The following is a 20,947-nucleotide window of genomic DNA, read 5'->3' on the forward strand; positions in this document are numbered from 1 at the left end:
GCCCGCGCTGTCAGCGCGATGCGATCGGGTTCGGCTTGCCCATGTCGACGACCAGCGTGCCGTCCGGCAGCATCCGCACCGAGCCCTGCGCGACCTGGCTGCGGTAGCCGTACAGGTCGAAACGCATCGGGCCGGCGTCGGCAGAGTTCCGAATCAGTGCGCGCACATTCAGTTCGAGTACGTTGAACATTTTCATGTCGCCGCCGTCCATCCACATGTAGCTCGGTGCGTCGATCTGCGGGCGCTTCGGCACCGGTGCGTCGGCGGCACGCCGGAACGTGAGACGCAGTCCGTCGCGTTCGACCGTCGCCTGGGCGAGCTTTCCGCTCAGCACCGGCGGCGGAAATACGGTGTACTGATCGAGCACGAGCGTGTCGCCGCGCAGTTCCGCGCCGCGGCGCTGCAGCGGCGTCAGCGACGCGAGTTCGATGCCGAGCGAGCGCAGCAGCTTCGCCTGCGGAATGCCGAGCACCGACACCTGCGACGGCTTGAACGCGAGGTGCCGGTCGTCGAGCACCGACAGCGAGCCCTTCATGTCGGTTGGCAGCCACACGCCGGGCACGTGATTCCAGAGCTTGATGCCGCCCTGGACGCGCAGTTCCTGGCCATCCGCGCTCAGTTGCAGATCATTCAACGAGCGAGGCGAATAATCGAGCAGATAGTTGTTGAAGAGCGCCGACATCGCCTTCCACGATTCGACGACCGTCCCGCCGAGAATGCGGATGTCGTACTGGTTCGGATCGTCGAGGTCGACCGGTTCGCCCGGCCGTTTCGCGATGAGCTGCACATCGAGATCCTCGACGTGGAAGCCGATGTCGCCGGACAGGTTGAAGTCGACGTTGTGCAGGTGGATCGTCGGGTTGCGGTTCGACACGTGCCGTTCGTTGAACGGCGTGGTTGACGAGCGTCGCATCGAGACTTTCTGCATGCCGGGCTGTGCTCCGGTGGCCGCGAGCGCAAACGCTTCCCAGTGCTGGCGCAAGTCGCGCAACGCGTTCTGCTGCGCGGCGAGGAAGCTGTCGTTCAGGCGTGCTGCCGCATTGCCCAGCGGCGCGCCGCTCGCGGGGCCCGCATACGACGGCATCCGGATCGCCATCGCACCGCTTTCGTCGAAATTGAAATAACCGGCCGACACCTGGTCGCGATAGTGGTACAGGTCGAATACGAAATTCTGGTCGCGCTTCGTCGGATCGACGGGGCTGATCAGGATGTCGGCGTTCATCGGCATCGAGCGCATGAATTTCACGTCGCCACCGCGAATGTACATCGCCTGTTGCGGCGCATTCGCGGGCAGCGCGAAGCCGGCGTGCGAGCCGTCGTCGAGCGTCAGGTCGAGTCCGGCCGGCGTCACGCGCAGCGCGGTGATCCGGATCTTCAGCCGCGGCGGCGGCATCAGCTTGTCGACCGACATCACGAGGTCGTCGCCGACGAGCCGTGCGATCGGTGTCTCGACCTTCAGCAGGTCGGCCATCTTCACGTTGGCCGCGTGCATCACCGGCTGCGCATTGATGCCCGATACGCGCACGCCGCTCGGATGGAACACGAGCTGACTGCCGTCGCGGATCGCCAGCGTGCCGGTCAGCGAGAACGGCACCCAGCCGTCGCGCTGCAACTCGCCTTGCAGGTGGATCACGCCGTCGCCGGCCGATACGGCGAGCTTGCGCAGCGGTGCGTTGCGGTAACCGAAGATGTAGGTGTCGAAGAGTGCGGTCAGCTTCGTGTTGTCGAGTGTGACCGTGCCTTCGTGCACGTCGATCTCGAAGCTCGTCGGATCATCGAACACGATCGGCGCGCCGGCCTGCGTCGGCACGAGTGTCGCGGACAGCTGGTGGATGAAGAAGCCGAGGTTGTTAACGATGCGGAAATCGACATCGCGCAGAAACGTCATCGCACCGTTCTGGCCCGAGTCGCGCAGCGTGAATGGGCGCGGCTGCGTGAGGCGGATCGACGCGAGCGACGGCACGGTGCGGCCGATCTGCTGCTCATGGGCGAGACGTTCGGCCTTGGCTCGCTCGATTTTCGTCGAGGCGACCGACGCGTTGCCGTCACGCTGCGCGGCTGGTTCCGCGCAACCGGCGCAGAGCAGCGCGAGCGCCAGCGTGCCGCAGCCGAGTGCACGGGAGGTGCCGTGTGAAACCGAGGCCGCCGCGCGTCGCGGGGCAGCCATCCAGTCGAAAATTGCCAAAGGCGTGCGATGGCCGCGCCGGACCGCATTCCGCATCGTCTGTCTCCAAGTCTTGTCGTGATCGACGAGGGCGCGCGGCCGGTGCGCGGCGCGGACGTCGATGCCGTGCAGTGTGGCATAGCGCGCTAGAGCGGCGTTACCAAACAACGGGCGTCCGGGCAAGGCCGGGCGGCGCACGACAGGACAACGGATTCCCGGTGGCAGGGCGGCAAGATCAAACGGTCGTTTGGTTTTGCGGCGGCTCGGCGACGGATGCGGTATCGCTGTCGTCGCCGGCACGGCCGATCAGACCAGCATGCGCTGCCGGATCGCATTCTGCGTCGGCTGGTCCAGCTGCAGGCCGTTATCGATGTACGACGCCATCGAGCCGTACGACGTGACGGCCTGGTCGAATGCCGCCTGCAGATAAGCGTCCTGCGCGCTCTGCAGCGCGGCCATCATGTCCGCCGCATCCTGGCCGCCGCTCTTGCGCGCCTGCGCGACATAGGCGGCGATTTGCGACGCGCTGTAGACGTTGGTCAGCAAATAGTCGGCAAGAATCGTCTGCTGGGGGACGCCGAGGATCGTGTGCAGAATGGCCGTCGCCCAGCCGGTGCGATCCTTGCCGGCCGTGCAGTGAAAGAGCAGGTTGCCGCCGGACGCGGCAAAGCCGGCGAATAGCGTGTGGTAACTCGTCCGCGCCGTTTCCGACGTCACGAACGCCCGATACATGCGCTGCATGAAGGCCGCGGCCGTCGCGCCACTGGTCGGAAGCGGGTTGAGATTGGCGACGCCGAGCACGTTGAGGTTCTGCCACGTGGCGCCGCCCAATGGCACATCCGGCTGCGCCTGGATCTCGGAAGTCGTGCGCAGGTCGCACACCTGCGTGATGCCGAGCGTATCGACCGTAGCGAGGTCGGCCGCGGACAACGCGAGCGCGGAAGACCGGTAGATCACGCCTTTTTTCATCGCTGCGCCACTCGCGATGGCATAGCCCGTTCCGTCGGGTCCCGCGGTGTCACGAAAGTTCGCTGCCGACCCGAGCCTGGGCGTCGTGACGGGGGCGACCGCGATCGAGTCGCCGCCGCACGCGGACAGAAGCGATGTGCTTCCCAGCGCGATGCCGAGCGTGCCCGCACCCAGCTGGAGAAAGTGTCGACGGGAAATTTCGTTTTTCTGATTCATTCACTGGCCTTTTTCGGAGACGGTGACAGGAAGTCGCGACCGCGGTTGCGACCGAAACCGCTGGCGGCACGCCGCACGGCGCGACAAAGCGCGGCGGTGCCGTTTCGGTCGGCATGTGCAGCCGGACGATGTGCCGTGCGCGTCGATCTCGCGTCAATCTCGCGCCGGGCAAGCGCACGGTAGCGATCCGCGGCGAAACGGCCATCGTCCTTTTCGATTAGGACGCAACGTGGATTGCCGGTGCGATTCACGCAACTTGTCGTGGGTGCCACGGCCGAGGCGCGGTAAGATCGGCATCAGTGGCTGGATGGATCAGCATGGTGGCCGACACGGGGGAGGCGTCATGGATCTGAAGGAGCTCGACGTATTGGGAGCGGATGTAGGCGATCACTGGTACTACGCGTCGAAGGCGCGCGCGATCCGTCGGTTCCTGGGCCCGTCGGACGCGAGCCGGATACTCGACGTCGGCGCGGGCTCGGGGTTCTTTTCCAAGCATTTGCTCGAGCGCACGCAGGCGACCGAAGCGTGGTGTGTCGATACGAGCTACCCCGACGATACCGACGGGGAGGCAGCCGGCAAGCCCGTCCATTTTCGGCGCGCCGTCGATCGATTCGATGCCGATCTCGTGTTGCTGATGGATGTGCTCGAGCACGTCGATGACGATGTCGGGCTGCTTGCGCGATATGTGGCGGGCGCGCCGAAGGGCAGCCGGTTCCTGATCACGGTTCCCGCGTTTCAGTTCCTCTGGAGCGCGCATGACGATTTTCTCGAGCACAAGCGCAGGTACACGCTCGACGGTCTTGAAGACGTCGCGCGTCGTGCGGGACTGGAGGTCGAGCACGGCGCCTACTACTTCGGCCTCACGTTTCCGCTCGCGGCGGCATTGCGGCTGAGCGAGCGGGCGCGTCGGCAACCGCGCGAACCGGCGTCGCAATTGCGCCGGCACCATCCGGTCGTCAATGGTTTGCTCAAGCTGATCTGCCGGGCCGAGTTGCCGATGTTCCGGTTCAATCGGATGGCGGGCCTCACGGTCATCTGTGTCGCGCGCAAGCGGTGAGCATTGGGCGGATCGCATGGCCGGCGCATAGGCGCGGCCGGATGCGCGTTGCCGCCCGCGTCGAGGGCGTCACGTGGTGTCACGCCACCTCGAAAAAATTTCGCAGGAACATTCACAAAATGCATGCGACCCGTTCTAAACCGGACAACTGTCTGTTATAATTTTTTTCTTTCGGGGCGTAGCGCAGCCTGGTAGCGTACCTGCATGGGGTGCAGGTGGTCGGAGGTTCAAATCCTCTCGCCCCGACCAGATAAAGAACCCGCGTCAGTTCAGGCTGACGCGGGTTTTTTCTTGGCCGTCGCTTTTTTGCACATCCCGGCGCGGCCCCGGTAAAATGCAAGGTTGATCCACGGAAAGCGCCGTGATTTAGCGGAAGAGGATTCCCCGAACATGACTGATCTTCGTCTTACCATGCGGTTCGCTGCAGTGCTCGCCACGGGCGCGCTCGTCGCCGGTTGCGGTACGTCGTCGCCCACGAAAGTGGACTACAAGAGCGATTCGAAATCGAAGGAAGCGTCGCTCGCAGTGCCGCCCAACATGCTTGACGAGACGGCCGATCAGCGTTCGCTGCCGCCGCAGGGCGGCGCGACTTCCCTGTCTGCGCTTCAGCAGGTCCAGCAAGCGGCACCCGCGTTGGACACCGTCGCGCCCGCCGTGTCCGGCATGCATATCCAGCGCGACGGCACCGAGAGCTGGCTCGTGATCGACGGCAAGAAGCCCGCCGACATCTGGCCGCAAGTTCGCCGCTTCTGGCAGGAGCAGGGCTTCCTGCTCGTCGTCGACCAGCGCGACAAGGGCGTGATGGAAACCGACTGGAACGAGACCCACCCGCAGATCAACGACGGGCTGATCCGTAGCGTGATCTCGAAGGCGATGGGCAACTCGTACGTGACGGCCGAGCGCAACAAGTACCGCACGCGCCTCGATTCGGCCCCGAACGGCGGCACCTACGTGTTCATCAGCCAGAAGGGCATGCGCGAAGCGATCACCGGTGCGAACAACGATTCGAGCAAGTGGGAAGCAAAGCCGAACGATCCGGCGCTCGAGACGGAATACCTGAAGCGGCTGATGGCGGTGCTCGCCCAGAACGAGCAGCGTGCGAAGAATGGCGAGCCGCCGATCGCGAACATCAACGACAACACGGTGCCGAAGGACAAGAAGGCGGACACCGACGCATCGAAGGCAGCCGCCGCGGCGATCGCCGCGCAGAACGTCGCGCGTACGTCGTCGCAAGCGAACGACGTCGACTCGGCTGCGGTTCCGTCCGAAGTCACGCTCGGCGAGCCGTACGACCGTTCGTGGCTGCACGTCGGCCTCGCGCTCGATCGCGCGAACTTCACGGTCGACGATCGCGATCGCACGAAGGGCCTGTATTTCGTGCGTTATGTCGATCCGAAGGACATCAGCGCGGCCGAGCAGGGCTTCTGGAGCCAGCTGTTCCACGGCAAGAAGGAAAAGCAGGCGAAGCAGTATCGCGTCAACGTGAAGGCGCTGTCGTCCGACCAGACGCGCGTCGCAGTCGTCGACGATTCGGGTGCGATCGATACATCGACGCCGGCCCGGCAGATCATGGGGCTGCTCGTGAATCAGCTGCGCTGATCGCGGCACGATCCCGGCCTTCGAAAAAGCCCGCCTTCCGGCGGGCTTTTTTCATTGTCGCGCGTGCTGGCGCCGGCGAGTGCGGGGCGTTCGATCCCTCGTCGTGACGTTACGTAACATCCGCGCGTTACGGCCGCAGAACAGGTGTTACATCGTCATGACCGCAGAAAATATCCTTATGGATCAACGGCGTACTTTCGTAAATGTGCCTGGCACGCAAACTGCTTTATAAGGTGGAATCGTGAGGACAGGGAGGGTGGCGTCAGAGAGCGGGTGGCTTCGTGACCGTCCGACCAACGGTATCCACGTCTTCAGATGCCGGTGCTGCAAGCGCCGGCGCAAAACCGATGACGATCCGCGCCATGCGCGGATCCCGATGGCCCCGTCGCCTTTCCTCGTAGGGCGACGGTTTCGCCCGCGCTTCTTCTGAAGCGCGGGCAATTTTTTTTGTGGGGCGGCAAAGCGAGTGCGTGCCAACCCGGCCGCGGGGATTCGTATTGGTCGAGCGTTGGGAGGGTAAGGCTGCGTTGGCCGTGCATGCGCATTCGTCGCACATTCTGGCTTGCCGCGGAGCGGTCGCGGACGGAACGATCGTTCCGGGATCCGCGAGCTGTGGAGATTCGTGTGAGCGGGGTGGCGCGGCCGGACGCGTTGCCGGCCGCTGCGATCCGTCAGTGCGACGTGCTAGGGACGTCGAGAATCAGGATGATCGTCCAGTCGGCATCGCCGTCGTGATGATACTGGCGTTCGGCGACGATGAACGGTTGCTGCTTGCCTTGCGGGCCGAGGAAAAGCACGTCGCCCTCCATCGGCAGGCACTCGATCGGTGGCAATGCGAGGAAGGCGTCGGTCGAGCCGCGCGGCATCAGTTGCTTGATCTTGCGAGTGGCTTCTTCGGTCCACTCGATGTCGAGTTGAATGTTGCTCATGCTGTCCTCCGCACCGGGGTGCGCACGGGTGGAAAATTTCGGTGCGCGACTTTAGCACAGCGCGCAGGCGCCGCAACCAAAAAAGCCGAACCCGGTTGCCCGGATTCGGCTTTTCGCGTGTGCGGTGCCGCCGAACTTACTGGCTGGCAGCTTCTGCCGGAGCGGCCTTCTTGCCGGCCTTCTTCGCTGCCTTGTGATGCATCGCCTTCTTGGCGTGGTGATGCTCTTCCTGCGCCGCCGGCTGTGCAGCCTCGGCTGCCTGCTGCTGTTGCAGTGCCTGTGCGCGCTGCTCGATCTCGGAGATCTTTGCCGGATCGGTAATGGTCTGGATTTGCGTGCTCTCTTGCGCATACGCTGCGCCAGTCAGCGCCGACATCGCGACCAGAATAGCCAGGGACGTCTTCTTCATTGCTTTACCTCCGCTAAGTGGTGATGAACCCGAATGTTGCCGTTTTGTCTGGCGACTGCAATCGAGTGCGTGTCGAGTGTAACAAAAGTGACGGATCAATGTGCATCGGATCGCGGCGCAGCGCAAGGCCTCGTTGAAGTCGCGCAACACTTCGTGCGTTCCGTCACGCGCATGCCATCCCGGGGCGGCACCGTCGCTTTTGCTCGGGTGCCCGTCGCGCCGTCAGAACCAGCCGAGCCATCGATAGACGTGGAATTGCGCGATGCCGACCAGCTCGTGCAACGCCTGGTTCGCGTCTTCCAGATTGTGCCAGCGGGGCAGCAAGCCCATCTGAGCGCGCCGGCGGTTCGAATAAACGGGCTGCGGATCGATGCCGAAGTGGCGGAAATCGAGCAATGCGCGGCGCATCTGGTACGACGACGCGACGAGAATGCGCGTGTCGTCATGTTGTGAGCGTAGTATAGAAGCAGTGAATTTCGCATTTTCGTAGGTCGTACGGCTGTTCGGCTCGAGCACGAGGTCGCCGAGAGCGACGCCTTCCGCCACCAGCCGGCGCCCGTAGACAGCCGCCTCGGTTTCGCCGTGATGTTGCGGGTCGCCGCCCGACATCACCACGGTGCAGCGTGTGGCCTGCTGCAGGCACGTGCGATAGAGCGCGGCGGTCTTGCGGATGCGCGCTTCGCCGTCGGGCGGCACCCGCAGGCCGGTTTCGCCGCGCCGCGTGCCGATGCCGAGGGTGATCAACGTGGTGCGGCCGTGCATGTCGGGGTGCTCGACCGGCGTCACGCCGGCCTCGGTCCACGCGATGAGCGGCGCCGCGAGCCAGCCGGTTGCGAGCAGCCAGCACACCGCGACGCCGGCGATTGCGATCTGTCGCCGCCGCTTGCGGCAGAGCATGAAACAGATGAAGAGAAGTACAAATGAATCGAACAGAATCAATTTGATTGGGGTATGGTGTCTTTTTATGGACGGCTGACGATCCGGCCCTAACGCGACGCCGAACGTCGGCCCCCAGAATCGGTGGCGGTATCGGCGGGCGGAGCTCCCGCCCGGCGCGCCGCTTCGCATTGTCGCTGCACTTTAAGAAAGAATCGAGATGGCCACGTATTCCAACGAAGCGGTGCTCGACGCATTGAGACGAGTGCAGTACCGCCAGGTACCGTGGGCGCGCCGCCCGGGCGTGTTCGAGTATCTCCGGTCGCTAGGACTGATGGACACGGTCAGGCAGAAGACCGTTGCTCCCGCACCGGGTTTTCATGCTCCGGTCGACATCGCGGTGCTGACCGACAACGGTCGAGCCGAATGTGCGCGCCTCGAGCGCGACGAGAAATTACTTTCCTGGACCGACCGCCGTATGGACGACTACGCATTGAGCGAAGCCAGTGCCGTGGCGATTCTCGAAAGCCGCCTGTAGCGGCGCGCGCCTGTCCTCGCGCACCCATCCCGCGCGACACTCCGAAAAAAAGCCCGTATCGCGAGGATACGGGCGTACCGGATACTTTTGCTGTTGCCACGCTGTGCTCATGGCAACGAATGTGACTCGTCGCATATCGAGCAGTTCCCGAATCGGGGAATTTTCTTTGACGAAAACCTGCAGGTTGCCGGGCTACGGATGGCGCGGCAACTCGGACGGCTGCGAGCCGATGCGCGCTCGTGCGTTGCTGGCGATGTCGCCGCGCAAGTCGCCGCGCGGCACGGTCTGCCGATTGGACGCCGTCGCAGGCGGTTGCTGGCGAAGGGTATTCCGGTGCTCTTGCTGGCGGTGAGGCTGCTTGCCGCGATCATCGGCGCGAGCGGGGGCGGTCAGCGCCAGTGAAATGACAATGCCGCATGCGACGAGCAGTGACATTGGTTTCATGGCGGGGGCTCCCTTCAAGCCGCCGGCGCAGCTTGTTGATATGACGCTAAGGTAAGCGCGGGAGGGCAGGTTTGCTGTAAATAATAGTAAAGAGATGTATCGCAGCACGACACCGGTGACCGACGACGACGCGAGCGCCATGCGATGAACGAGGCGCTGAAAGAAACCGGGCGGCCGAAGCCGCCCGATCGAGCATGCGTTACGCCATCTTCACGGGGGCGCGCCAGGATTCCGGATTGGTCCAGAACGCGCCGCGCAGCCGGTCGCGGCTCGGCGGTGCCGGCGGCTTCGCCGCGCTTGCCCCGATGCGACCGCGCAACGAGATCTGGCGGCCGCTCGTGCCGAGTCGCTTGACGATTTCGGCGAGCGTACCGTCTGCCTGCCATTCGTCGAAGCGACGGCGGCAGGTCGGCGGCGACGGATAGCGGCCCGGCAGCTTGGACCAGCCTTCACCCGTCGACAGTACCCACAGCACGGCATTGACCACGGAACGGGCCTCCACGCGGGGACGGCCGCGCCGTTCGCTTCGTGCGGGTTCCGAGCAAAACAGACCCTCGACCAGCGCCCACTCGTTATCTCTCAAATCGTCGAACAGCATCATGTCCTCACCTCAGCGAAGCTAACTCCGGTGCGCTGCCCTGCGCCGCGCACTCTTCAGGCACTCGAACGTCGAGTGCCGGGTGGGGGCGTCCGGTTGGCCGGCAGCGGCGTTTCTGCCCTCCGTCCGACGAAAACCTGCGCCCTGTGCGTCAGGTAAAGCACGATGTGTGCCACGTCGGAGGCGATTCCCTTGAGAGCCGCTTGGCAGCGGGCTAACGGCTAAGTCAGCTAGGGGCGTATAAGACGCCAAAATAACCCGCCAGCAAATCGGGACAATCACCAATCTTGTGCACTTCGCCCGTGCCGCGTGCGTTCGCGCGAATATTGCACCGCAGCGAAACATGGGTGGTCGATGCCGGATTCGCACATCGAAGCGCGTTTCGCGCATTAAAATCGCGCATCGGTATCCACGATTGATGAGGTGAGGGGATGAACGTAACGCTGCGCCAGCTTCGCGTCTTCATCGAGGTTGCGCGGCTCAGGAGCTTCAGCCGCGCGGGCGACGAGATCGGACTCACGCAGTCCGCGGTGAGCCGTTGTGTGCGTGAGCTCGAGACAGAGCTCGGGCTGAAGCTGATCGACCGGACGACGCGCGACGTGCAGTTGACCGATGTCGGAGCAAACCTGATCGCGAGCGTGTCCCGCCTGATTGACGATCTCGACGACACGCTGCGCGAGATTCGCGAGATCGGCGAGCAGCGGCGAGGGCGCGTGATCGTCGCCGCGAGCCCGACGATCGCGTGCCGGCTGATGCCGCGTGTCGTCGCGTCGTGTGAGCGCCAGTTCCCGTTCGTCACACTTGGCTTGCGCGACGACGTGCAGAGCGACGTGCTGCGCAAGGTGAAGTCGAGCGAGGTCGATTTCGGCGTTGTCATCGGGCCGCTCACCGTTGCGGATCTCGTGTGCGAACCGTTGATGACCGATTCGTTCTGCCTGGTCGCGCGCGCCGATCATCCGCTTGCGGCGCGGGCGGAGGTGCCGTGGACGGCACTCGACGGCGAGCGCCTCGTGCTGCTCGACCATGCGTCCGGAAGCCGGCCGCTGATCGACGCTGCGCTGGCTGCCCATCGGGTGAATGCGACCGTCATGCAGGAACTCGGGCATTCGGCGACGGTATTCGGGCTCGTCGAGGCCGGCGTCGGCGTGAGCGTGCAGCCCTGGCTGTCGCTGCCGCTGCCGGCAGGATCGACGCTGGTCGCGCGGCCGCTGACGCCGCGTACCGAGCGCACCGTCGAGCTGGTGCGCCGCCGCGACCGGTCGCTGTCGCCCGCCGCGCAGGCGATCTGGGAGCTCGCGCGCCAGATGCCGGCGCGGGCGGAGGATCTCGACTGAGGGTACGGATCCGGCGCGCACGCCGGTACACTACGCGGATCCTGTTCCACGGGGGCGGTTCTCGATGACGCATTCCGCAGATGTCGGCCCGGCGACGGGCGCACCGGCGGCGCGCAGCGCAGTCCAGGCGCTGCGTCCGTCGCTGATCAGGGAGGTGGCGAACGCCGGCTTCGACGTGCCCGACGCGCTGCCGTTCTGGTTCGGCGAATCCGATCGCGTGACGCCGGCATTCATTCGCGACGCGGCCGCGGCGGCGCTGCGCGACGGCGCAACCTTCTATACGCAGAACCTCGGAACCGTCCCGCTGCGCCGGGCGATCGCGGCCTACGTGAGCGCGCGGCACGGCGCGACGCCGGTCGATACGGTCGCCGTGACGAGTTCGGGCGTGAGCGCGCTGATGCTGGCTGCGCAACTGCTGGTCGGTCCGGGCGATCGCGTCGTCGCGGTCACGCCGCTCTGGCCGAACCTCGTCGAAATCCCGAAGATCCTCGGTGCGCAGGTCGAATGCGTGCCGCTCGGCCATGGCGATGTGGGCTGGCGGCTCGATGTCGACCGGCTGCTCGCGGCGTTGACGCCCGACACGCGGATGCTGTTCGTCAACTCGCCGAACAATCCGACCGGCTGGACGATGTCCCGCGACGACCAGCAGGCCGTACTCGCGCATTGCCGACGTCACGGCATCTGGGTGGTCGCCGACGAGGTGTACGAACGACTCGCGTTCGGTGCGGCCGGCGCGCCGTCGTTCCTCGATATCGCGTCGCGCGACGAGCGGGTGGTCGTCGTGAATTCGTTCTCGAAGGCTTGGGCGATGACGGGCTGGCGGCTCGGATGGCTGGTCGCACCGACGCCGGTCATGGGCGATCTGTCGAAGCTGGTGGAATACAACACGTCGTGCGCCCCCGGTTTCATCCAGGCCGCGGGCGAAGTCGCGCTGCGCGATGGCGAGCCGTTCGTGCAGTCGTTCGTCGCGGCGCTGCGCGGCGCGCGTGACCATCTGGTTGCCGCGCTGCGCACGCTGCCGGGCGTCGACGTGCCGCCTCCGCCGGGCGCGATGTATCTGTTCCTGCGCTTGCCCGGCGCGGAAGACAGCCTCGCGTTCTGCAAGTCGCTGGTGCGCGAGGCGGGGCTCGGACTGGCGCCGGGGCGCGCGTTCGGCCCGGAGGGGGAAGGGTTCGTGCGCTGGTGCTATGCATGCGATCCGGCGCGGCTCGAAGCAGGCGTCGAGCGCTTGCGCCGCTTCCTCGCAGGCGGCGCGGGCTCGCGCTGAAGCGGGGACGGAGCGCCTGGGGCCTGCGGAACGGCGGGGCCGTTCGGCTCATCTTTACGCACAGGGCGATTTTGCGTAATATGGCGCTCAGTCACGCGGTTCCGTCGTTGAGCCGTGCTGTTCCGTCCGGTTTGGGCCTGGCTTGAAGTTGGTTCGCCGCCCCCGGTTCGTGCTCCCATCAATATGACCGATCAGAATCGGGCGAGCGCGTCTTCCGTTACTTTCGTCTGTTTGATCCGGTTCGTTTGACCACAGGGTCTGGCCTAGCTGCATGAATACCCAAGAGGCGAAGATCGTCCTCGAGACTGCTTTGATCTGCGCGCAGGAACCGCTGAAGCTCGGCGATTTGCGCAAGCTCTTTGCCGACGGCGTGTCGGCTGACACGGTCCGCACGTTGCTCGAAGATCTGAAACAGGATTGGTCCGGCCGCGGTGTCGAACTGGTGGCGCTGGCAACCGGATGGCGCTTTCAGAGCAAGCCGGCGATGCGTCACTACCTGGATCGACTGCATCCCGAGAAGCCGCCGAAATATTCGCGCGCGGTGCTCGAAACGCTCGCGATCATTGCGTATCGGCAACCCGTCACGCGCGGCGACATCGAAGAGATTCGCGGCGTCACGGTCAATACGCAGGTGGTCAAGCAGCTCGAGGACCGCGGCTGGATCGAAGTGATCGGGCATCGCGACGTGCCGGGGCGTCCGGCGCTGTATGCGACGACCAAGCAGTTCCTCGACGATCTCGGCCTGAAGGCGCTCGACGACCTGCCCGCGCTCGAGGAACCCGCCGCGAACATCGAGGCCGCGCTGCTCGCGCAGCAGGCGATGGACTTCGACGGCGATGTGTTGGCGGTGGAAGCGACGCCGGAAGCCGGCGAAGCGGCGGTCGACGAACCGCACGCGCAGCATGACGAATTGCCGGGTGACGCGGCGACGGACGTCGCGTCGACGCACGAAATGCCGAACCGCGATACGCTGGAAGCTGATCGCGTTCAAACCGAACAGGGCGGCGCCGAAGTAGCGCCGGCCGGCGGGCAGTCCGAGCCGCCGCGCGCGGAGTGGAACGAGGAAGATCGCAAGCCGGCCGCCGACGCGGTTGCCGGAGACGGAGCGGAGGCGGTCGGCGACATGCCGCGCGAGGCTGGGAACGCCGGCGCCTCACGATCCCGTCCCGCGGACGGCGAGATGCTGGACGATACGTCCGACAGCCTCGCCGATGCCGTACGCAGTGCCAGCGCGCCCATCGGCGCCGACGCGCTGCCGGACGACGAAGCAGAACCCGAACAGCGCCGCGCCTAATCGCGGCCGACTTCTTGCCGCGCCCGCGCCGGGCGCGAGACCTGACATTTTGAGGTTGTTTTGACAGATATCCACGATATTGAATCGTCCGCGCCTGCCGTACAGGCCTCGCGTGCCGACGATGCGCCGGAGCAGGACGCTCCGGCCGCGGGTGGTGACGAGCGTCCCCGCCGCGGCCTGCGGCGCGGTCCGCGCAGCCTGATCGCGCGTCGCCGCGCGGCGGCCAAGTCGAAGGGCGCCGATGGCGAGTCGCAGGACGGCGAAGGCGCCGACGCGCAGCCGGCCGAGGCCGCGGAAGCGCAGCCCGCACGCGCACCGCGCAAGGAAGGCGCGGCCAAGGGCGGCCGCAAGCCGGCCGGCAAGCGTGAAGGTGCAGCCAAGGGTGCCCCGGGCGGACAAGGCGGCCAGGGGCGGCGTGGCGGTCCGGCGAAGGCCGAGGGCGGCGCGGCGAAGGCCGAAGGCGATGCAGTGTCGCAGGACGATCTGTTCGCCTATGTGACGTCGCCGGCCTTCGACGCGGACAACTCGGCGGGCGGCAGCGGCGTGCGTGCGCCGATGCTGCGTCGCGGTCGCGCGCAGCCGACGAACAAGCGCGTGCTGTCGCCGGACGACGACGCGCCGAAGCTTCACAAGGTGCTCGCGGAAGCCGGCATGGGCTCGCGCCGCGAAATGGAAGAGCTGATCGTCGCCGGCCGCGTGTCGGTGAACGGTGAGCCCGCGCACATCGGCCAGCGCATCATGCCGACCGACCAGGTCCGCATCAACGGCAAGCCGGTCAAGCGCAAGCTGCCGAACAAGCCGCCGCGCGTGCTGCTGTACCACAAGCCGACGGGCGAGATCGTCAGCCATGCGGATCCGGAAGGTCGTCCGTCGGTGTTCGATCGCCTGCCGCCGATGAAGACGGCGAAATGGCTCGCGGTGGGCCGCCTCGACTTCAACACCGAAGGTCTGCTGATGCTGACCACGTCGGGCGATCTCGCGAACCGCTTCATGCATCCGCGCTACAGCGTCGAGCGCGAGTATGCGGTGCGTGTCGTCGGCGAGCTGTCCGAAGGGATGCGCCAGAAGCTGCTGCATGGCGTCGAACTCGATGACGGCCCGGCAAACTTCCTGCGCATCCGCGACGGCGGCGGCGAAGGCACGAACCACTGGTATCACGTCGCGCTGGCCGAAGGCCGCAACCGCGAAGTGCGCCGGATGTTCGAAGCGGCCGGCCTGATGGTGAGTCGCCTGATCCGTACGCGCCACGGTCCGATTCCGCTGCCGCGCGGCCTGAAGCGCGGTCGTTGGGAAGAGCTCGACGAGGCGCAGGTGCGCAAGCTGATGGCGACCGTCGGCCTGAAGGCGCCGTCCGAGGAAAAGGGCAAGCGCGGTGGCAGTGGGCCGGCCGAGCGCCGCCAGCCGGATCCGATGCAGACGTCGATGGGCTTCATCAGCCGCGAGCCGGTGCTGACCACGCATGGTCAACTCGACCAGCCGCGTCGCGGCGGCGGTCGGCGCGGTGGTCCGGGCCTGCCGGGCCTGAGCGGCTACGGCAGCCTGCCGGTTTCGCCGTCGGGCCATGGCAACCGCTCGGGCGGCGGCCGCGATGTCGACGGCAATCGCGCGTCGTATGGCGCCGGTCCCAAGCGTGAAGGCGGCGCGGGCGGCAAGCGTGGCGGCGGCAAGGGCGGCGGCAACCGCAACCCGAACGGCAATCGCGCCGAAGGCGCCGGCAACGCCGGTGGTGGTGCACGCGGTGGCCAGCGCCCGCAGCGCAATCGCTCGCGCGGTCGCTGAGCGTTTCTGGCGGACGGCGGCGTGACGCCGCCGGTGTGCCGGCGAAATCGGCGTGAATCCGGTTCGGTCGGCACGTGCGTTGCATGACTTGCTTTTGACTGTATATATATCGCGCTGCCGGATTGTGCCTGGTCGGACAGTCCGGTTTCGCATTTTTGGTCGGTAAATGCGGGCTGGGCGCTGCTTTTACCGGCTGGCTTGGCGTTTGCGCCAAAAAACGCTATAATCGCGGAGTCGCTGGGCGTACGGATTCAATGTGCGGCTCAGGTGCGACCACCAGTAAGAGAAGATGGGCGTTCCGCCCATTTTTTTTTGCTGAAACGGTTAGGCATCTCGGGTAGCGCTTCCTGCGCCGGCTAAGGCGCGCGCCCGCGGGTGTAATCGCGAGCGGCGGGCGCGAACACCTGAGAGGACACTGTGCAACTGACGGAACTGATAGAAACCACGGTCACCGGGCTCGGCTACGAGCTGGTGGATCTCGAGCGCACCGGGCGCGGCATGCTTTGCATCTATATCGATCAGCTTGCCGGCATTTCGCTCGAAGATTGCGAAAAGGTCACGCGTCAGCTCCAGCACGTCTTGACGGTCGAAAACATCGATTACGAACGGCTCGAAGTCTCGTCTCCGGGGCTCGACCGCCCGTTGAAGAAACTGGCCGACTTCGAGCGCTTCGCCGGCAGCGAAGTTTCCGTGACCTTGAAAAAGCCGCTGGACGGGCGCAAGACGTACCGGGGCATTCTGCACGCGCCGAATGGCGAAACGATCGGTTTGGAATTTGAGGGGAAGAAGGGCGAGGCGGCCATGCTGGATTTCACGCTGGCAGACATCGACAAAGCCCGCCTGATTCCGCAAGTTGACTTTAGGAGCCGCAAATAATGAGTCGCGAAGTGTTGATGCTGGTGGATGCGCTGGCGCGCGAGAAAAACGTCGACAAGGATGTGGTGCTGGGCGCCCTCGAGGCTGCGCTCGCGTCCGCTTCCAAGAAGCTGTTCGACGAAGGCGCCGAAATCCGCGTCCATATCGATCGCGAAAGCGGCGAGCACGAAACCTTCCGTCGCTGGCTCGTCGTCCCTGACGAGGCAGGCTTGCAGGAGCCGGATCGCGAGATCCTGCTGTTCGAAGCGCGTGAGCAGAACCCCGACGTCGAAGTCGGCGAATTCGTCGAGGAACCGGTGCCGTCGATCGAGTTCGGCCGTATCGGCGCGCAGGCCGCCAAGCAGGTGATCCTGCAGAAGGTGCGCGATGCCGAGCGCGAGCAGATCCTGAACGACTACCTCGAGCGCGGCGAAAAGATCATGACGGGTACGGTGAAGCGCCTCGACAAGGGCAACTTCATCGTCGAATCGGGCCGCGTCGAAGCGCTGCTGCGCCGCGACCAGCTGATTCCGAAGGAAAACCTGCGCGTGGGCGACCGCGTGCGTGCGTACATCGCGAAGGTCGACCGCACCGCGCGCGGTCCGCAGATCGAACTTTCGCGCACGGCGCCCGAGTTCCTGATGAAGCTGTTCGAGATGGAAGTGCCGGAAATCGAGCAGGGCCTGCTCGAGATCAAGGCAGCCGCTCGCGATCCGGGCGTGCGCGCGAAGATCGGCGTGATCGCCTACGACAAGCGGATCGATCCGATCGGTACCTGCGTCGGCATCCGCGGCTCCCGCGTGCAGGCCGTGCGTAACGAGCTTGGTGGCGAAAACATCGACATCGTGCTATGGTCCGAGGATCCCGCCCAGTTCGTGATCGGCGCGCTCGCGCCGGCAGCCGTCCAGTCGATCGTCGTCGATGAAGAAAAGCACTCGATGGACGTCGTCGTCGACGAGAACGAGCTGGCTGTCGCGATCGGCCGCAGCGGTCAGAACGTTCGCCTTGCCGGTGAACTGACCGGCTGGCAGATCAACATCATGACGCCGGACGAATCCGCCCTGAAGCAGGGTGAAGAGCGCGATCGACTGCGTGCGCTCTTCATGGCGCGTCTCGACGTCGACGAAGAAGTTGCCGACATCCTGATTGACGAAGGCTTCACGAGCCTCGAAGAGATCGCTTACGTGCCGCTCAACGAAATGCTCGAAATCGAGGCATTCGACGAGGACACCGTGCACGAGCTGCGCAACCGCGCACGCGACGCACTGTTGACGATGGCGATCGCGAACGAAGAAAAGGTCGAAAACGCAGCGCTGGATTTGAAGGGCCTCGACGGCGTCACGCCGGAGTTGCTCGCAAAGCTGGCCGAACACGGCATGCAGACGCGGGACGATCTCGCCGAGCTGGCTGTGGATGAACTGGTCGATATGACCGGGATGGAAGAGGATGCCGCTAAGGCGTTGATCATGAAAGCACGTGAACACTGGTTCCAGTGAGAAATGACCATGGCGCACTGATTTGATGGCGGCCTTATGGCCTGACCCGATGCTAACCGCAAGGAATCGGTCCTTGCACTAAGAGGAATGAATGGCGAGTAACAACGTAGCCCAATTTGCCGCGGAACTGAAAATGCCTGCTGGTGTGCTGCTCGAACAGCTGCAGGCAGCGGGCGTCCAGAAAGCGAGTGAAGACGATGCGCTGTCCGAGGCGGACAAGGCGCGTCTGCTCGATCATTTGCGCAAGTCGCACGGCGCAACCGACGGCGACAAGCGCAAGATCACGCTGACCCGCAAGCATACGTCGGAGATCAAGCAATCTGACGCGACGGGCAAGGCTCGCACCATTCAGGTCGAGGTCCGCAAGAAGCGTACGTTCGTCAAGCGCGACGACGTGGCCGAGGGTGCGGAACAGGGTCAGGCGCAGGTCGCCGAAGCGGAAGACGATGCGGAACTGAAGCGTCGCGAGGAAGAAGCGCGCCGCGAGGCCGAGCTGCTCGAGAAGCAGGCGCAGGAACTGCGCGAGCGCCAGGAGCGCCTCGAGCGCGAGGAAGCCGAGCGCCGCGCCCGTGAGGAAGCGGCCGAAGCTGAGCGCCGTCGTGCCGAGGAAGAAGCGGCGGCGAAGCGTGCCACGGCCGAAGCCGTAGCGGCACAGCAGGCTGCCGCCCAGCAGGCCGCCGAGGCTCAGCAGGAATCGGCCGGTGCGCAATCCGCGCAGGACGAAGCACGCGCGGCCGCCGAACGTGCGGCCCAGCGCGAAGCGGCGAAGAAGGCCGAGGACGCTGCCCGCGAGGCGGCGGACAAGACGCGCGCCGAGCAGGAAGAGATTCGCAAGCGTCGCGAGGCGGCCGAGGCCGAAGCGCGCGCGATCCGCGAAATGATGAACACGCCGCGCAAGGCCGTGGTCAAGGCAGTCGAGCCGCCGAAGCCGGTGGAACCGCCGAAGCCGGTCGAAGCGAAGGGCACGCTGCACAAGCCGGCAAAGCCGGCGGGCGCAGGCGCGGCACGTCCGGCCGTGAAGAAGCCGGCCGGCGCAGCGCCGGCGACGACGCAGGCACCGGCAGGTGCGGGCGACCGCAACAAGAAGCCGGGTGGCGGCAAGGGCGGCTGGCAGGACGACGCAGCCAAGCGCCGCGGTATCAAGACGCGCGGCGATTCGAGCGGCGGCGTCGACCGCGGCTGGCGCGGCGGCCCGAAGGGTCGTGGCCGTCACCAGGACAGCGCATCGACGTTCCAGGCACCGACCGAACCGATCGTGCGTGAAGTGCACGTGCCGGAAACCGTCTCGGTTGCCGATCTCGCGCACAAGATGTCGATCAAGGCCTCGGAAGTCATCAAGGTGATGATGAAGATGGGCCAGATGGTCACGATCAACCAGGTGCTGGACCAGGAAACGGCGATGATCGTCGTCGAGGAACTGGGCCACCGCGCGGTTGCCGCGAAGCTGGACGATCCGGAAGCGCTGCTGGTCGAAGGCGAGGCCACCACCGATGCGGAGCAACTGCCGCGTCCGCCGGTCGTCACCGTGATGGGCCACGTCGACCACGGCAAGACCTCGCTGCTCGACCACATCCGCCGCGCGAAGGTTGCAGCGGGCGAAGCGGGCGGCATTACGCAGCACATCGGCGCATACCACGTCGAAACGCCGCGCGGTGTCATCACGTTCCTCGATACGCCGGGTCACGAAGCGTTCACGGCAATGCGTGCACGCGGCGCGAAGGCGACCGACATCGTGGTGCTGGTGGTGGCTGCCGACGACGGCGTGATGCCGCAGACGAAGGAAGCCATCGCTCACGCGAAGGCGGGTGGCGTGCCGATCGTCGTGGCGATCAACAAGATCGACAAGCCGGAAGCGAACCCGGACCGCGTCAAGCAGGAACTGGTCGCGGAAGGCGTCGTGCCGGAAGAATACGGTGGCGATTCGCCGTTCGTGCCGGTGTCGGCCAAGACGGGTGTCGGTATCGACGACCTGCTCGAGAACGTGCTGCTGCAGGCCGAAGTGCTGGAACTGAAGGCACCGATCGAGGCGCCGGCCAAGGGCATCGTGATCGAAGCGAAGCTGGACAAGGGCAAGGGCCCGGTCGCGACGATCCTGGTGCAGTCGGGTACGCTGAACCGCGGCGACGTCGTGCTCGCAGGCTCGGCTTATGGCCGCGTGCGTGCGATGCTCGACGAGAACGGCAAGCCGACGAAGGAAGCCGGCCCGTCGATCCCGGTCGAAATCCAGGGTCTGTCGGAAGTGCCGGGTGCCGGTGAGGAAGTGATCGTGCTGCCGGACGAGCGCAAGGCGCGCGAAATCGCGCTGTTCCGCCAGGGCAAGTTCCGCGACGTCAAGCTGGCGAAGCAGCAGGCCGCGAAGCTGGAAAGCATGCTCGAGCAGATGGGCGAAGGCGAAGTGCAGAACCTGCCGCTCATCATCAAGGCGGACGTGCAGGGCTCGCAGGAAGCGCTCGTGCAGTCGCTGCTCAAGCTGTCGACCGACGAAGTGCGCGTGCAGATCGTGCACAGCGCGGTGGGTGGCATCAGCGAAAACGACGTCAACCTCGCGACGGCATCGAAGGCGGTCATCATCGGCTTCAACACGCGTGCGGATGCACAGGCGCGCAAGCTGGCCGAAGCGAACGGTATCGACATCCGCTACTACAACATCATCTACGACGCAGTGGATGAGGTGAAGGCCGCGATGTCGGGCATGCTGGCGCCGGAGAAGCGCGAAGTCATCACCGGTATGGTCGAGGTGCGCCAGGTGTTCAAGGTGCCGAAGATCGGCACGGTCGCCGGCTGTATGGTCACGGACGGTATCGTCAAGCGCTCGTCGTCGGTGCGCGTACTGCGCAACAACGTCGTGATCTTCACGGGCGAACTCGAATCGCTGAAGCGCTTCAAGGACGACGTGAAGGAAGTGAAGCAAGGCTTCGAGTGCGGTATGTCGGTGAAGAACTTCAACGACGTCATCGAAGGCGACCAGTTCGAAGTCTTCGAAGTGACCGAAGTCGCCCGTACGCTGTAATAGTCGCGTATCGGCTCGTGGGCGGGGCAGGCTTGTGGGCCTGTCCCGCCCATTTTCATGGCGGCGTGCCAGAAGGCGGCCGCATTATCCTGATAAACGAATCAGGGATCGAT

17 protein-coding genes, 1 tRNA gene and 2 pseudogenes are annotated in these 20,947 nt (G+C 65.4%); 12 read left to right on the forward strand and 8 right to left on the reverse strand.

Translation table 11 applies throughout. From position 1 onward, the window contains the following. Positions 1 to 10 precede the first annotated feature (10 nt). The 3 genes from F3J14_RS01625 to F3J14_RS01635 all read right to left on the reverse strand — a co-directional run bounded on the left by F3J14_RS01625 (position 11) and on the right by F3J14_RS01635 (position 3,600). Positions 11 to 2,221 (reverse strand): hypothetical protein, encoded by a 2,211-nt coding sequence (locus F3J14_RS01625; protein WP_166721484.1) that lies wholly within the window; start codon positions 2,219 to 2,221, stop codon positions 11 to 13. Positions 2,222 to 2,470: 249 nt separating this feature from the next. After that, positions 2,471 to 3,331, reverse strand: coding sequence for a tyrosine-protein phosphatase (locus F3J14_RS01630; RefSeq protein WP_348771932.1), 861 nt, complete (start codon positions 3,329 to 3,331; stop codon positions 2,471 to 2,473). 14 nt (positions 3,332 to 3,345) lie between these two features. Continuing rightward, positions 3,346 to 3,600 (reverse strand): hypothetical protein, encoded by a 255-nt coding sequence (locus F3J14_RS01635; protein WP_166721486.1) that lies wholly within the window; start codon positions 3,598 to 3,600, stop codon positions 3,346 to 3,348. Between the two features lie 92 nt (positions 3,601 to 3,692). Between F3J14_RS01635 and F3J14_RS01640 the strand changes: the two genes are divergently transcribed. From F3J14_RS01640 to F3J14_RS35510, 4 genes and pseudogenes are all read left to right on the forward strand, one after another. Beyond that, the gene (locus F3J14_RS01640) at positions 3,693 to 4,406 is read left to right on the forward strand and encodes a methyltransferase domain-containing protein (protein WP_166721487.1); all 714 of its coding nucleotides are present in this window, start codon (positions 3,693 to 3,695) and stop codon (positions 4,404 to 4,406) included. Between the two features lie 172 nt (positions 4,407 to 4,578). Next, a tRNA-Pro gene (locus F3J14_RS01645) sits at positions 4,579 to 4,655 on the forward strand. A 141-nt stretch (positions 4,656 to 4,796) separates the two neighbouring features. Then, positions 4,797 to 6,005, forward strand: coding sequence for an outer membrane protein assembly factor BamC (gene bamC, locus F3J14_RS01650; RefSeq protein ID WP_166721488.1), 1,209 nt, complete (start codon positions 4,797 to 4,799; stop codon positions 6,003 to 6,005). Positions 6,006 to 6,487: 482 nt separating this feature from the next. After that, positions 6,488 to 6,633, forward strand: a pseudogene (locus F3J14_RS35510) (antibiotic biosynthesis monooxygenase); the annotation flags it as partial. A 43-nt stretch (positions 6,634 to 6,676) separates the two neighbouring features. Here F3J14_RS35510 and F3J14_RS01655 read toward each other — a convergent pair. The 3 genes from F3J14_RS01655 to F3J14_RS01665 form a co-directional block, all read right to left on the reverse strand. Then, on the reverse strand, positions 6,677 to 6,934 hold the full coding sequence (locus tag F3J14_RS01655) for a hypothetical protein (protein WP_006758856.1): 258 nt from the start codon (positions 6,932 to 6,934) through the stop codon (positions 6,677 to 6,679). A gap of 136 nt (positions 6,935 to 7,070) precedes the next feature. Continuing rightward, positions 7,071 to 7,343, reverse strand: a complete 273-nt coding sequence (locus F3J14_RS01660) for a hypothetical protein (RefSeq protein WP_166721489.1) — start codon at positions 7,341 to 7,343, stop codon at positions 7,071 to 7,073. Between the two features lie 222 nt (positions 7,344 to 7,565). Beyond that, positions 7,566 to 8,240, reverse strand: a complete 675-nt coding sequence (locus tag F3J14_RS01665) for a YdcF family protein (protein ID WP_211080318.1) — start codon at positions 8,238 to 8,240, stop codon at positions 7,566 to 7,568. 199 nt (positions 8,241 to 8,439) lie between these two features. Here F3J14_RS01665 and F3J14_RS01670 point away from each other — a divergent pair, with 199 nt between their 5' ends. Next, a complete protein-coding gene (locus tag F3J14_RS01670) occupies positions 8,440 to 8,757 on the forward strand; it encodes a hypothetical protein (RefSeq protein ID WP_006754206.1) in 318 nt (105 codons plus the stop codon). Between the two features lie 192 nt (positions 8,758 to 8,949). Here F3J14_RS01670 and F3J14_RS01675 read toward each other — a convergent pair whose 3' ends face one another. Both F3J14_RS01675 and F3J14_RS01680 read right to left on the reverse strand, forming a co-directional pair. Next, on the reverse strand, positions 8,950 to 9,201 hold the full coding sequence (locus F3J14_RS01675) for a hypothetical protein (RefSeq protein ID WP_006754207.1): 252 nt from the start codon (positions 9,199 to 9,201) through the stop codon (positions 8,950 to 8,952). 211 nt (positions 9,202 to 9,412) lie between these two features. Beyond that, positions 9,413 to 9,799, reverse strand: a pseudogene (locus F3J14_RS01680) (transposase); the annotation flags it as partial. A 431-nt stretch (positions 9,800 to 10,230) separates the two neighbouring features. Here F3J14_RS01680 and F3J14_RS01685 point away from each other — a divergent pair. The 7 genes from F3J14_RS01685 to infB all read left to right on the forward strand — a co-directional run bounded on the left by F3J14_RS01685 (position 10,231) and on the right by infB (position 20,834). Further along, positions 10,231 to 11,133, forward strand: a complete 903-nt coding sequence (locus tag F3J14_RS01685) for a LysR family transcriptional regulator (RefSeq protein ID WP_166721490.1) — start codon at positions 10,231 to 10,233, stop codon at positions 11,131 to 11,133. A gap of 64 nt (positions 11,134 to 11,197) precedes the next feature. Beyond that, on the forward strand, positions 11,198 to 12,400 hold the full coding sequence (locus tag F3J14_RS01690; RefSeq protein WP_166721491.1) for a pyridoxal phosphate-dependent aminotransferase: 1,203 nt from the start codon (positions 11,198 to 11,200) through the stop codon (positions 12,398 to 12,400). 271 nt (positions 12,401 to 12,671) lie between these two features. Continuing rightward, a complete protein-coding gene (scpB, locus tag F3J14_RS01695) occupies positions 12,672 to 13,694 on the forward strand; it encodes an SMC-Scp complex subunit ScpB (RefSeq protein ID WP_166721492.1) in 1,023 nt (340 codons plus the stop codon). A 60-nt stretch (positions 13,695 to 13,754) separates the two neighbouring features. Then, positions 13,755 to 15,473: a 23S rRNA pseudouridine(2605) synthase RluB gene (gene rluB / locus F3J14_RS01700; RefSeq protein WP_166721493.1), complete on the forward strand. Its 1,719-nt coding sequence runs from the start codon at positions 13,755 to 13,757 to the stop codon at positions 15,471 to 15,473. 417 nt (positions 15,474 to 15,890) lie between these two features. Then, on the forward strand, positions 15,891 to 16,349 hold the full coding sequence (gene rimP, locus F3J14_RS01705; protein ID WP_006752291.1) for a ribosome maturation factor RimP: 459 nt from the start codon (positions 15,891 to 15,893) through the stop codon (positions 16,347 to 16,349). Then, positions 16,349 to 17,824: a transcription termination factor NusA gene (nusA, locus tag F3J14_RS01710; RefSeq protein ID WP_006752290.1), complete on the forward strand. Its 1,476-nt coding sequence runs from the start codon at positions 16,349 to 16,351 to the stop codon at positions 17,822 to 17,824. The genes rimP and nusA overlap by 1 nt, the downstream gene beginning before the upstream one ends. Positions 17,825 to 17,915: 91 nt before the next feature. After that, positions 17,916 to 20,834: a translation initiation factor IF-2 gene (gene infB, locus F3J14_RS01715; protein WP_166721494.1), complete on the forward strand. Its 2,919-nt coding sequence runs from the start codon at positions 17,916 to 17,918 to the stop codon at positions 20,832 to 20,834. The last annotated feature ends 113 nt before the right edge of the window (positions 20,835 to 20,947 follow it).

Origin of the sequence: Burkholderia sp. Tr-862 (assembly GCF_011753085.1) — a bacterium.
GTDB classification, from domain to species: domain Bacteria; phylum Pseudomonadota; class Gammaproteobacteria; order Burkholderiales; family Burkholderiaceae; genus Burkholderia; species Burkholderia ambifaria.